At 62.7% G+C, this 12,450-nt stretch carries 8 protein-coding genes; 5 read left to right on the top strand and 3 right to left on the bottom strand.

What is annotated here, in order from left to right; all coding sequences use genetic code 11:
• Window positions 1-105: 105 nt before the first annotated feature.
• The gene (locus LJ738_RS20675; protein ID WP_227788256.1) at window positions 106-519 is read right to left on the bottom strand and encodes a hypothetical protein; all 414 of its coding nucleotides are present in this window, start codon (window positions 517-519) and stop codon (window positions 106-108) included.
• 270 nt (window positions 520-789) lie between these two features.
• Here LJ738_RS20675 and LJ738_RS20680 point away from each other — a divergent pair, with 270 nt between their 5' ends.
• From LJ738_RS20680 to LJ738_RS20700, 5 genes are all read left to right on the top strand, one after another.
• On the top strand, window positions 790-1,815 hold the full coding sequence (locus tag LJ738_RS20680; protein WP_227788257.1) for a ligand-binding sensor domain-containing protein: 1,026 nt from the start codon (window positions 790-792) through the stop codon (window positions 1,813-1,815).
• 760 nt (window positions 1,816-2,575) lie between these two features.
• On the top strand, window positions 2,576-5,749 hold the full coding sequence (locus tag LJ738_RS20685; RefSeq protein WP_227788258.1) for a SusC/RagA family TonB-linked outer membrane protein: 3,174 nt from the start codon (window positions 2,576-2,578) through the stop codon (window positions 5,747-5,749).
• A gap of 16 nt (window positions 5,750-5,765) precedes the next feature.
• Entirely contained in the window at window positions 5,766-7,214 is a 1,449-nt protein-coding gene (locus tag LJ738_RS20690) for a SusD/RagB family nutrient-binding outer membrane lipoprotein (protein ID WP_227788259.1), read from the top strand.
• Between the two features lie 10 nt (window positions 7,215-7,224).
• Window positions 7,225-8,580: a sodium:solute symporter family transporter gene (locus LJ738_RS20695; protein ID WP_227788260.1), complete on the top strand. Its 1,356-nt coding sequence runs from the start codon at window positions 7,225-7,227 to the stop codon at window positions 8,578-8,580.
• On the top strand, window positions 8,573-9,436 hold the full coding sequence (locus LJ738_RS20700; protein ID WP_227788261.1) for a metallophosphoesterase family protein: 864 nt from the start codon (window positions 8,573-8,575) through the stop codon (window positions 9,434-9,436). Before LJ738_RS20695 ends, LJ738_RS20700 begins: the two co-directional genes overlap by 8 nt.
• Before the next feature lie 230 nt (window positions 9,437-9,666).
• On the opposite strand, the gene LJ738_RS20705 is transcribed toward LJ738_RS20700, so the two are convergent.
• A complete protein-coding gene (locus LJ738_RS20705; protein ID WP_227788262.1) occupies window positions 9,667-9,831 on the bottom strand; it encodes a DUF3606 domain-containing protein in 165 nt (54 codons plus the stop codon).
• 204 nt (window positions 9,832-10,035) lie between these two features.
• Entirely contained in the window at window positions 10,036-11,919 is a 1,884-nt protein-coding gene (locus LJ738_RS20710) for a serine hydrolase domain-containing protein (RefSeq protein WP_227788263.1), read from the bottom strand.
• Window positions 11,920-12,450: the final 531 nt, after the last annotated feature.

Below are 12,450 nucleotides of genomic sequence, written 5' to 3' on the forward strand. Positions count from 1 at the left end.
CGGGTGGCGAGGATGTCGGCGAGGTCCTTCATGGAGCGGCGGGCAAAAAGGCCGCGGGGGCGAAAGTATTCACCGTTTTCGTGGACGTGCTAGTGCGGGCTGCGTCTATCGCTTGTAAGTAAAGGTGACATCTTCCGTTCCCACGCCCTTATCCGTATGCGTGTGGTACACCAAGCGGTGGTCACTCAGTTCAAGGACCGGGTGATGGGTTTCGCCAAGTGGCGTGCCGCGAAAGGTTATCCTTCCCCCCTGATAGGTGTAGGTGGTTTCGGTGGGCGTCGCCACGCCGTTGTGCACCAAGTTGACACAACCGTCGGCGGCAAACTCCAGCCAGACGCTGCCGGCATCATTGTTGACCCATTGGTCATCGTCGAATTGCGTGAAGTTACGGTCCTTGTAGACCGTATGCACCGTCAACTGCTCCCACTTGCCCACCAGCGACGGGGCGGGGTCAGGAACCGATTCCGCGCAGCTGGTAAGCCCAAACCCGACGAGCAGATAGGCGGCGATTCGTTTCATAAAGCCAAGGTAATAGAGGGTGTGCTCAGTTTATCGCTCCTTTCTTTGAACGACTAACACCTCGGCCGGCGCGGGGGTGGTTGCTCGTCGCGCGCTTCCCCTCCGTTAACCCTGGGCCCGCGCGGGCAAGGCGTGGCCGAAGTGCGCCACCTGTTGCACCTTGCGCCCCGGGGCAGGCGCACGCCCGTGGCGTCATGGTTCCGCTGGGAAGGTTCACTTGCCACAGACGCGGGCTTACACTTAGACCGGCGTGCCCGGCCCAACCAGACCATGACCAAACACGCCCCGCTGTACCCGTTGCTTGGGTTGCTTGTTTTCGGCGCTTCCTGTGGCCGCTCCCCAACCGAGCGGCCCCCCGCTGCCGGCCCGTCCGAACCCGCCGACTCCGTCACGGCCCGGGTCCCGTACGGCATGGTGCGCAACGTCAAGCTCGACCGACACGGCCGGGTGTTGGTGGCCTCCTACCGCGGCGTGTACCGCTACGACGGCAAATCGTTCGCCCACCTCACCCGCGCCATCCGCTCGCCCAGCTTCTGGGACGTGCTGGAAGACCGAACCGGCCGCCTGTGGTGCGCCACCCGGGATTCCGGCGTGTATTGCCGCCAGGGGAACGCCTGGCGCCATTTTACCACCCGGCAGGGACTGGCCAGCAATGCCGTGATGGCCGTGTGCGAAGACCGCGCCGGCAATATCTGGTTCGGCACCGGCGGCGGCGCCAGTCGGTACGACGGGCACTCGTTTCGAACGTTTACCACCGCCGACGGCCTGTCCAACAACGCGCTCACGACCCTCATGCAAGACCACACCGGAAAGGTCTGGTTTGGCACCCGGGGCGAGCCCTGTTTTTACGATGGCAACACTTTTACCGTGTTCAAACGCCCCGACGGCACCGCCTTTGCCAACGTGGGGTCCATCCTCGAAGACAGAAACGGCACCCTATGGCTCGGGGACAACGAGGGCCTGTGGCGCTACGACGGCCGGACCGCCGCGAAGGTCTCGTCGCGGGGGGCTTCGGCAATCCTCGAAGACAAACACGGCAATATCTGGACGACGGGCAGCGTCCGTCCTCCCGGGGGGCGGGTCTGGGCGCTTTCCCGGTACGCGCACGCGTCCTTGTACACCGCAGCCCCCGCCGTCACCGACATCATGTCCATTGACGGAACAGGCGCGCTGTGCGGGATGGTGGAGGCGACCGACGGCAGCATTTGGGTGGGTGCGTTGGGCCCGGAGGGCGGCGTGTACCGGTACGATGGCAAGACCCTCACGGACTTTACACATAGAGCGGGGCGGCCATAATGGGGGAAGGGACTTGCGAAGCCGAACCGACGGGGGGCGCGTAGAAAAGGTGTTTCCTCGGGTTGGCGGCGCGAAGGCCGATTGCTGCTTCCGCCTGGCCTGCTGGTCGAGCGGGGCACGAGGGTAAACCGAGGCCGCAACGATTACGGGTTTGTCCCGCCGAATCTCCGTAGTAAACCACTGGCCCCTGATGGAAGGGGGGCGTAAAACTGACAGTTGAGCAGAGAAGCCCCTAACGCTTCCATTTTTCAGGGCCTTTGCTGGTGAAAAGCTCCTTAAACTGAACAGAGCCCGTTCAACGCAGTACCGTTAAACTGAACAGGATTTGCTGCAATTCAGCAGCAAATAATCCTGCCCGGGTGCACATACGGTCGAGGGCGACGCTGCCCGGCGACGGCCCGCCACCGATGCCTCCGGTGTTCGGTGGCCGTCCCGCATCTTTCGACGATGCCGGACGTCGAGCGCCCCGCAAGGGCGCCCATCGCCGTTGCCGGTGGCTAGGCTTTGTAGGCTTTTCTAACGGTGTTAAATAGCTCGCCGCATCGCCGCCGTGCGGGCATGCCGTGGATTGCTTGTCCCATAGGCACTTGCGGAATGCCAGCGCGGAGAATACCCCATCACTTGCTGACCATACACCTAGCGCATCTCATACATCCAATTCCCCCTCGCATTCCGTAGCTTGCCCAAATTTCTTCCCTCGAATACTTCCCAATAAATGCGAGCATTACTACTACTCGTTGCCTTTCTTTCCTTGTCATCCGTGCCTGCAGTTGCCCAGAAACTCACCGGGCAGGTGGTAGACGGTGCCTCATCACAGCCGATACCGGGGGCCACCGTGCAGGTAAAACGCACGCAGGCGGGCACGCTTACGAATGCCGCAGGCACGTTCACGCTGACCAATCTGCAGTCCGCCGACACCCTTATTGTCAGGTCGCTGGGCTACGAATTGCAGAAAGTCGAGTACACGGGTCAAACCACCCTGACGGTGAAGCTGGTGGCGGGCCTCGCCCTCAATGAGGTGGTGGTGACGGCCCTGGGGCTGGAGCGCAACGCCCAGAGCCTGGGCTACGCGGTGCAGAAAGTGGATGGCCGGCAGGTGAGCGAGGTGAAGGCGGCCAACTTTCTCGACAACCTGGCGGGCAAGGTCGCGGGCGTCCTGGTCACGGGCGGCTCAACCGGGGTGGGGGCGTCGTCGCGCATTGTCATTCGGGGCGAGTCGTCCTTCACCAACAACAATCCGCTGTTTGTGGTCGACGGCATCATTATCAACAACGCCACGGTGGTCAACCGCGTCGACGACGATGCCAACGGCTTTCAGGAAATTGATTTCGGCAACGGGGCCGGGGAAATTAACCCCGACGACGTGGCGTCGGTGTCGGTGCTGAAAGGCGCGAGCGCGGCCGCCCTCTACGGAACCCGGGCGGCCAACGGGGTCATCCTGATTACGACCAAAGACGGCTCGGCGGCGGGCCGGGGCATTGGCGTGAGCTTCAACAGCACCTTCTACGCCGAGCAGCCGTTTCAGCTGCCCCAGTTCCAGAACACCTACGGGCAAGGGAATAGCGGGGTGTTCAAGTACGGCGACGGCCTGGGCGGGGGCATCAACGACAACATTTCGTACAGCTATGGCCCCCGGCTGGATGCGGGCCTGCTGATTCCGCAGTACGACAGCCCCGTGACCCTGCCCAACGGCCAGGTGGTGCGCGGCGCCGATACGAAGCTCTATAGCGGCCTGCCCATCACCCCGACGCCGTTTGTGTCGCACCCCAACAACCTCAAGGATTTTTACCAGACGGGGCACACGGCCATCAACAACCTGGCCGTTTCGGGCGGCTCCAACAAGGGCAGCTACCGGCTTTCCTACACCGACCTCAACAGCCAGTCGATTATTCCGGGCGTGGACCTGCAGCGCAAAACCCTGGCCGCCCGCCTGCAGTTTGAGCCCATCCGGCGGCTGAAATTCAGCTCCTCGATTAACTACATCAACAGCGCCAGCAAAAACCGCCCCGCCACCAAATACGGCTCGGAAAACATCAACTACGCCCTGAGTGCCTGGCTGGGCCGCCAAACCAATGTCAACTCCATGAAGCAGTACTGGCAGCCGTGGCTGGAGGGCATTCAGCAGTTTTCCTACAACTACACCTACTTCGACAACCCATATTTCACGCTCTACGAAAACCGCAACTCGTTCAACCGCGACCGGCTCATCGGCAACCTAGCCGTGACCGGCGAGCTGGCCAACAACCTGACCCTAATGGTGCGGAGCAGCATGGACTACTCCAACGAGAACCGCCAGTTTCGGCGGGCCTTCAGCAGCAACCGCTTCAAGAGCGGCGCCTACGCCGAGAACAACGTTTTCTTCCGGGAGGTCAACACCGACTTTCTGCTGGACTACACCCGCAGCCTGGGGCCGCTGTCGCTCGACGTATCGGCCGGCGGCAACCGCATGGACCAGCTGGCCTCGTTCGACCAATTTCAAGCCCTGACGCTGGCGCAGCCCGGCGTGTTCAAGCTCAACAACGCCGCCTCGCCGGTGGAGGTGTACCAGCAGAGCGCCCGCAAGCGCATCAACAGCCTGTACGCCCTGGCCAAGCTGGGGTATAAAGACGTGTTGTTTGTCGACATCACCGGGCGCAACGACTGGTCGAGCGCCCTGGCCACGCCAAGCTCGACGGCCAACACGTCCTTCTTCTACCCGTCGGCATCGGCCAGCTGGGTGCTGTCGAACCAGTTCCGGCTGCCCGCGGCCGTGTCGTTTGCCAAGGTGCGGGCCAGCGCGGCCAACGTCGGCAACGACACCCGCCCCTACCAGACGGCGGGGGTGTACAACGCCCGGAACCCGGTGTTTTCGCAGCCGGCTTTCAGCGACCAGAGCACCATCGCCAACACCAACCTGAAACCGGAGTCCATCACCTCGCTCGAAGCGGGGGCCGATGTCCGCTTCTTCGGCGACCGGCTGGGCTTCGACCTGACTTATTACGACGCCCGCACCAAAAACCAGATTCTGTCGCTGCCCATTGCCATCCCGACCGGCTACAGCGAGCGGGTCATCAACGGCGGGGAAGTACGCTCGCGCGGCATCGAGGCGGTGGTGAGCGCCACGCCCGTCCTTACCAACCGCTTCCGGTGGAATACGACCCTGAATTTCAGCCGCAACCGCACCACCGTGGTGTCCTTGCCCGCGGAAGCTGGCACCCTGACGCTGGGCTACAACCGCATCTACGACAACGTGAACCAGACCGTGTGGTACCAGGTGCGGCAGGGCGACCGCATGGGCGACATGTGGGGCACGGGCTACCTGCGCAGCCCGCAGGGCGACTTCATCGTGGGCAGCAACGGGCAGTACATTGCCGACAACACCCTGAAGAAGCTGGGCAACTACAACCCCGACTTCATGGTGGGCCTGTCGAACCAGTTTAGCGTCGGCAATGTGAACCTCGGCTTTCTGCTCGACTGGCGGCAGGGCGGCGTGCTGGTGTCGCGCACGCTGGCCCTGGCCGGCGTGGCGGGCCAGCTGAAGGAAACCGCCGACCGGCCCGACGCGGGCATCGTGGCCAAGGGCGTGGTGAACGTGGGCACGCCCGAAAACCCCAACTACCAGCCCAATACCAAGGCCATTCCGGCCGAAACCTACTACCGCATGTACTACGACCGCAACAACGAGGAGAACAGCACCTACGATGCCTCCTACGTGAAGCTGCGCGAAGTGACCCTCGGCTACACCGTGCCCCAAGCGGCCTGGCTGGCCAGAAAGCTGCGCACCCAGCAGCTGACCATTGCCCTGGTCGGCCGTAACCTGGTGGCCTTCTCGCACATCCCCCACTTTGACCCCGAGCAGACCTCGTTCCAGCAAAATCAACTGCAGACGGGCGTCGAGGATATGACCTACCCAACCTCCCGCAACGTGGGCTTGAAACTCAGCGCGAACTTTTAAGCCCTCCAACCAGACCATGAAACGGAAACTAACTAGCATCCTGCTGCTGAGCTTACTAGCTGGCTTTCTGCCCGGCTGCAAGGACGGCTTCGAGGACATCAATACGAACCCCAACGCGCCGGTCGACGTGCAACCGTCGCTCTTGCTGCGCAAAATCACCTTCGACTACGGCGAGCAGATGTCGTACGAAGCCTTCGTGGCGGGCAACCTGTTGGGGCAGTATTTCACGGCCATCGACTTCAACCTCTTCGACCGGCACAGCCTGAGCGAGCCGCAGTACGGCGGCAACCCTTGGCCGTTCATGTACAGCAACCTGCGCGACAACGAAATTCTGCTGCAAAAAGCGCGCGCGAATCCAGCTTTCGGGGTGTACGAAGGACCGGCCCTGATTATGAAAGCCTACATGGCCGCCGCGCTGACGGACTTGTACGGCGACGTGCCCTATAGCGAAGCGCTGCAGGGCAAAGCGGGCGTGATTACGCCGGCCTACGACACCCAGGAATCCATCTACACGGCGCCCGGCGGCATCCTCGACAACCTGGACAAGGGCATCGCCTCTATCAACAATTACAAAGGTCAGACGGCGCTCGACGGTGATCTTATTTACGGTGGCAACCGCAGCAAATGGGTGCTGTTTGCCAACTCGGTGAAAATCAAGTGCCTGATGCGCATATCGGGCAAGGAAAACGTACAAGCGGCCCTTCAAAAAATCGTGACCGACGGCAATTACATCAAGGCGAATGCGGACAATGCCGTGTACCGATTCTCGCTGACACAGCCCAACAATTTCCGCATGGCCACCGCCCGCATCGGTGATTTCAACTTGTTCATCATGTCCAAAACCAGCGAGGAACTGCTGACGGGACTGAGCGACCCCCGGATAGCGACGTATTTTCGGCCCACGGCGGCCAACCCGGGCACCTACAAAGGCTTGTTGAACGGACCGGATGCCTCCCGGCTCTCTATTTCGCTGTCCGATTACTCGCTGACGGGAATCATCTTTCGGGAAAATTCGGACCGGTTATCGGCCAACTACATGACCGCAGCCGAAACCAGTTTCTGGCTGGCCGAAGCCGCCCAGCGGGGGCTCATATCCGCAACGGCGAGGACCTTGTATGAGCAGGGCATCACCCAGTCGTTTGCCTATTGGGGCACGACGCTGCCCGCCAGCTACCTCACCAGCAGCATGGTGGCTTACGGTCAGAATGGCCAGAACCCCATCGAGCAGATACTAACGCAGAAATGGCTGGTCAACATCAACAACGGCTACGAAGGCTGGACCGAGTACCGCCGAACGGGGTTCCCCCGCCTGAAAACGGTTGCGGCCAGCCTTAACAATAACTTGATTCCCAAGCGAATGCCCTACCCCGGCACGGAAAGCGCGCTGAACGCGGCGCAGTACCAAAAAGCGGCCGCCAACACCCAGAATAACAGCATCAACGTTCCCGTATGGTGGGCGCGCTAATCCCCCCCGTATGAGCACCACCCTGTTGCAGTGGGCGTTGGTCTTGGCCTCCAGCGTCACGCTGTTTTTCGTGTCGCCGCTGTCGCGGACCGCGGCCGAATTTTTCCGAGGAGCCCGCAAAGAGCGTACCCCCAATACGGTTTTTCTGACGAGTAGCCTGGTCATCTCCTGGCTGTTTGCCAAGTCGATTACCAATGCCGCCAACCTGGGCCAAAGCTTCGGGCTGGTGGGGGGCGTGGCCTACGCGGGGTATTACCTGTCGTTTCTGGTGGCTGGTTTCGTCATCGTCTCGATGCGCAACAAAGGGGGCTACCGCAGCATCCACCATTTTCTGGAATCGAAATATGGCGCGGGGGCGGTGGTCGTCTTTACCTTCCTGATTATCATTCGGCTGTACAACGAAATCTGGTCCAACACCATCGTCATCGGCTCTTATTTCGGCGTGCAGGGCACGAGCAGTTACTACGTCGCCATTGTGGTGTTCACCCTACTGACGCTGGCCTACACGCTCAAGGGCGGCATGAGCAGCTCGATTATGACCGATGTAATTCAGCTGTCGCTTTTCGTAGTGTTGCTCACGGTTATTCTGGGGTTTATCCTGCCGCAGTACGGGGGGAGCCTGCAGCCCTTTCTGAGCAGCGGGCAATGGACCCTGGGGCAGGGCGTCGATTTGCTGCTGGTGGCGCTGGTGCAGTGCTTCAGTTACCCGTTTCACGACCCGGTGCTCACCGACCGGGGCTTCATCTCCGATACGCGCACCACGCTGAAGTCCTACCTCTGGGCGGGGGTTATCGGCTCGGCCTGCATCATTTTCTTCAGCTTCGTGGGCATCTTCGCCAAGCTCAACGCCCTGACCGGCGAGGCCCCGGTGGCCGTGGCGCGGTACTTCGGGGTGCCCATGCTGCTGCTGCTGAACCTCATCATGGTCACCTCGGCCTCGTCGACCCTCGACTCGGCCATGGCCTCGTTCTCCAAGCTCATCAGCATCGATTTGAGCAAAGCGGCCGTGCCCAGCGTATCGCGAGGACGGTGGGCCATGGTGGTACTCACGGTACTGGGCACCATCCCGGTATTTTTCAACCCCGCCATTCTCTCGGCTACCACTATCAGCGGGACGCTGGTGCTGGGGCTGGCGCCCGTGTTTTTGTTCTGGAACGTGCCCGTACCACGCCTGGCCTTTCACCTGTCGGTAGTCGGGGGGCTGGTGCTGGGCGCTTTGCTAACATTGTTTCCCCTGCCCGATGCCCTGCACGTGGGCAACGGCAAATACGGGGCGCTGCTCAGCACGAACCTGATTACCTCGGCTTACTGCTTCGCGGTGTTCGGGCTCTGTGCTCTTCTCCAAAAAAAGCCCGCTCATGGATAACCCCCTCACCCAAGACCTCGGCACGCGCAGCGGCCGGCTGCTCGTTTTCGGCGGGCCTTACTCGAACCTGCAGGCCCTGGAGGCGCTCAAGGCCATTGCCGACCAGCTGCAGATTCCCGCGGGCAACATCATCTGCACCGGCGACATCGTGGGCTACTGCGCCCAACCCGAAGCCGCGGTGCAGTTTGTGAAAGACTGGGGAGTGCATGCTATTCAAGGCAATGTCGAACAGAATATCATCCGGGGCGAAGACGACTGCGGCTGCAATTTTGCCGAGGGCAGCCGGTGTGACCTGCTTTCCCGCGCCTGGTTTCCCTACGCGGTACGGAGCCTATCGGCCGGCTCGGTGGCCTGGCTGAGTACGCTGCCGCTCCAGCTGGCTTTCCGGTATGCGGGGAAGGCGGTAGCGGTGCTGCACGGGGCGGCCACCGGCATTGCCGATTTTGTGTTTGCCACCACCCCCTGGCCGGTGAAAGAAATCAGCTTTGCTGCTACCGGGGCCGAGGTGATACTGGCCGGCCACGCCGGACTACCCTTTGCCGATGAGCGGGCCGGGCAAAGCTGGCTTAACGCGGGCGTGATTGGCATGCCCGCCAATGATGGTACCCCGCGGGTGTGGTATGTGCTGCTCGATGACACCGATGGCCAGTTTAGCTATACCTTTCACGCCTTTACCTACGACAACGGTACGGCTCATCAGCTAATGCGGGCCAATGGGCTCCCCGATTCCTATGCGCACACGCTCCTAACGGGCATCTGGGATAACTGCGAAATTTTGCCAGAGGCAGAGAAGGCTTTACAGGGCCGGCCCATTACGCTGCATCATAAAGCTAACGAGCTAAGAAGCTCTTTTTAGCATTCGGACCGTGGCTGTTGCAGAACACTCTAGCAGGCCGGGCGAATTGAGTTTCGTGCTCGCAACGGACTGAAAAGGCCATATTCCAAGCCTTTTTAGCTGCTTAGCACCCGTTCAGGCGGATTTTTGAGTCCTTGTTTTGACTTCTGCAACAGCCACGCTCCTTTGGCTGCACAGCGGTCACCGGTTGGCAGCGGTATGGGCCCCGTCCGCAACGCAACGGGGACGCCTTACCGGGTCAGGTAAGCGCGCACGTCGGCGGCCAGGGGCCCGACGGCGAGCACGGCGTTACGCAGGCGGGTTTCGGTGCAGTTCAGGGTTTGGCACCAGTAGTTGACCTCCACCGTGGAAGCCAGGCGGATGCGGGTCGGGTCGGCAGGAAGGGCAGGGGGCATGGCGCAAAGGTAGACGTCGGCACCCAGGGCGCCGGACCAGCTGCCAACCCATCTTCGAAAAATCACCGTTTTTTTAAACTTGGACAACCATCCAAGAAGATGCAGTTCGGCCCTCGGCTGGGCATGGCGGGCCTTGGTTAAAAGTTTGGTCCAGAAGTCGCATGTGCCAGCTGCCAAGGCCCATGATGACGGTTTCATTAGTAATCATACCCCCCAGAGCCGCAAGCTCATCCAGCCATAGCTGCCGAGCACGGCGGCCAGCCAGCCCAGCGCCCCATAGGTCAGCAGCAGGTACCAGGCCACCGCCGGGCGCCGGAACTGCCCGAAATACCGCACCGTGAGCCCCACGCCGGCGATGACGAAGGCCACGAAGACCAACGGCCCCAGCGAAGCGGCCGCGGCCGTCGGCAGGCCCGGATAGCCGTCCGTCGAGAGGTGGCCGACGAAGTTGACCAGCGCCCAGGCCGTGGTGGCCAGCGCGCCCAGCGCCAGCAGCGGCAGCAGGCGGGGCAGCAACTGCGCCCGCGGAATCCGGCGGCGCAGCACCCGCACCAGGCCCACGAGCGCGGCCAGGCTGCTGGTAACCAGCAGCAGGCCGCACAACGCCAGCAGGGCCGGGGGCAGCCACCACCAGAACCCGGCCGCCAGCGCGTAGCCGCCCGCGGAGCCCCCGGTGGCGATCAGCACCCGCCGGCCTTCTTTGTCCCGGGTAAGCACCGCGGTGGCCGCTTGCACCCCCGGGCGGCGGAAGGTGAGCGGGCCGGTGGGCAGCAGCGTGTCGGCCGGGCCCAGCAGCGGCTCGTTCAGCAAGAACTCCCCTTCCCGGCGCAGGTGCGTGCCCCCCGTCAGGTAGTCGGCAAAGCCGCTTAGCTCGTTGCGCGGGGCGGCGCTGCGGTAGTGGCCCAGGTACGGCCCCACGGCGGCGGCATCGAGCGGCACGCGGGGCAGCGGCGCGGGCGCGGGCAGCTGCCGCAGCAAAAACGCTTGCACCAACTGCTCCAGTTTCGGGGCGCCCCGCTCGCCGTTGTTCGAGAACGCATAGCCCACGCCCAGCGCGCGGTTGTAGCCGAAGGCGCTGACGAACCCGCCGATGCCGCCGCCGTGGCCCCGGAACAGGGCCTTGCCTTTGAAACCGAGGGGGAAGTTGGCCAACCCATAGCCCGTGCGCAGGCCGGCGCGCGCCGAGAGGGGCGAGTGCGCCGTTTCCAGCTCGTGCAGGCTGGCGGGCTGTAAGAGGGCGCGGCCGTCGGGGGCGCGGCCCTCGTGCAGAAAAAACCGGACCCACTGCGTCAGGTCGGCCGCCGAGGCACTCATCGAGCCGGCCGCGCCCAGGTAGATGGGCAGCGGGGCCACCGGTTGGTAGTGCCCGTCGGCGTAGCCGTAGCCCCGCGACATGCCGGGGCCGGGGGTGATGCGCAGCGCCGGGCTGGCGTCGGGCATGGCCAGCGGGCGCAACACGTGCTCGGTCAGGTACTGCTGGTAGGGCTGGCCGCTGAATTTTTCGAGCAGGTAGCCCGCCACCTGGTAGCCGGGATTCGAATAGCTCATGCGCTCGCCGGGCCGCCAACGGCAGCGCAACTCGTTCCGGAAGAGGGCCAGGACGGCCAGCCCGCGCGGGTCCGTGGGCGTGGTGTTGTAGACGTGGTTGAAGGCCATGTCGTCAAAGCCGGCCGTGTGCTCGAGCAGGTGCACCACGCGCACCGGGTCGGTCGCTTCCCAGGGGTTCTCGAGGGGGATTTCGGGGGCAATCTTGTGCACTTCGTCGGTGAGGTGCAGCTTGCCTTGCTCGATGAGCTGCAGCAGGCCCGCGGCGACAAACGTCTTGGTGACCGAGCCGATGCGGAAGCGCGTGTGGGCCGTCACGGGCCGCCGGGCGGCCACATCGGCCAGGCCCAACCCGCCTTCAAATAGCACCGAGTCGTGGCTGACGAGCGTGAGCATCAGCCCCGGAATGTGCTCGCGGGCCATCACGGCCCGGAGTGAATCCTGGAGCTGCGCCAGCGAGCGCATGGGCGGGACGCCCGGCTGGGCACCGGCCGGGGCCGTGAGGCCCCAAGCCAGCAAGGCCACGAGGAGCAGGTGTTTCATGAAGCCGAAAGGGGGAGGCAAAAGGTGGCAAAAGGGCGCGCGACGGGCGAAACCCAAAGCGTACCATCGCCGGCCGAACGTGCGGTGAAGCAACAGGGCAGCTTTGGTTAATTCAACAATACTAATACTTAATTGTATGCTTTCCTAAAATGCAGCCCGCTGCTCTACCCGGCGCCTACCCTTGCGCGAACGAAGCAACCCGCCGCATAGCAGCGTCATCTGTTTCCTCCGATAAAGCAGCCACCCGTAAAGGGGTTACTCCGCAATAGAACCCCCTAACGCGAGTTGTGCAACACGCACGACCGTGGCTGTTGCAGAAGTCTAGCAAGGGCAGTTGAAATTCTGGGACGACCGATTCCGCGTTTCAAAACAGGGTCCTAAGCGCTTTTACGGCCCTTTTCGATCGACTACTGTGCCACTGGATCCCTCGTCGGGTAGTTCTGCAACAGCCACGACCGTTTCCGTAAACTTCCCTTGGGCCAGGCCCGGCTAGCGAGCACCGTAGCCCGCCGCCACGAGCCAGGCGCAGAG

This window comes from Hymenobacter plasmatis, from assembly GCF_020711255.1.
GTDB lineage: Bacteria > Bacteroidota > Bacteroidia > Cytophagales > Hymenobacteraceae > Hymenobacter.

What these genes read in the sequence shown, in the direction of transcription:
- LJ738_RS20710 (WP_227788263.1), bottom strand. Translation starts at nt 11,919, where the DNA reads ATGAAACACCTGCTCCTCGTGGCCTTGCTGGCTTGGGGCCTCACGGCC.
- LJ738_RS20680 (WP_227788257.1), top strand. Translation starts at nt 790, where the DNA reads ATGACCAAACACGCCCCGCTGTACCCGTTGCTTGGGTTGCTTGTTTTC.
- LJ738_RS20705 (WP_227788262.1), bottom strand. Translation starts at nt 9,831, where the DNA reads ATGCCCCCTGCCCTTCCTGCCGACCCGACCCGCATCCGCCTGGCTTCC.
- LJ738_RS20675 (WP_227788256.1), bottom strand. Translation starts at nt 519, where the DNA reads ATGAAACGAATCGCCGCCTATCTGCTCGTCGGGTTTGGGCTTACCAGC.
- LJ738_RS20700 (WP_227788261.1), top strand. Translation starts at nt 8,573, where the DNA reads ATGGATAACCCCCTCACCCAAGACCTCGGCACGCGCAGCGGCCGGCTG.
- LJ738_RS20690 (WP_227788259.1), top strand. Translation starts at nt 5,766, where the DNA reads ATGAAACGGAAACTAACTAGCATCCTGCTGCTGAGCTTACTAGCTGGC.
- LJ738_RS20695 (WP_227788260.1), top strand. Translation starts at nt 7,225, where the DNA reads ATGAGCACCACCCTGTTGCAGTGGGCGTTGGTCTTGGCCTCCAGCGTC.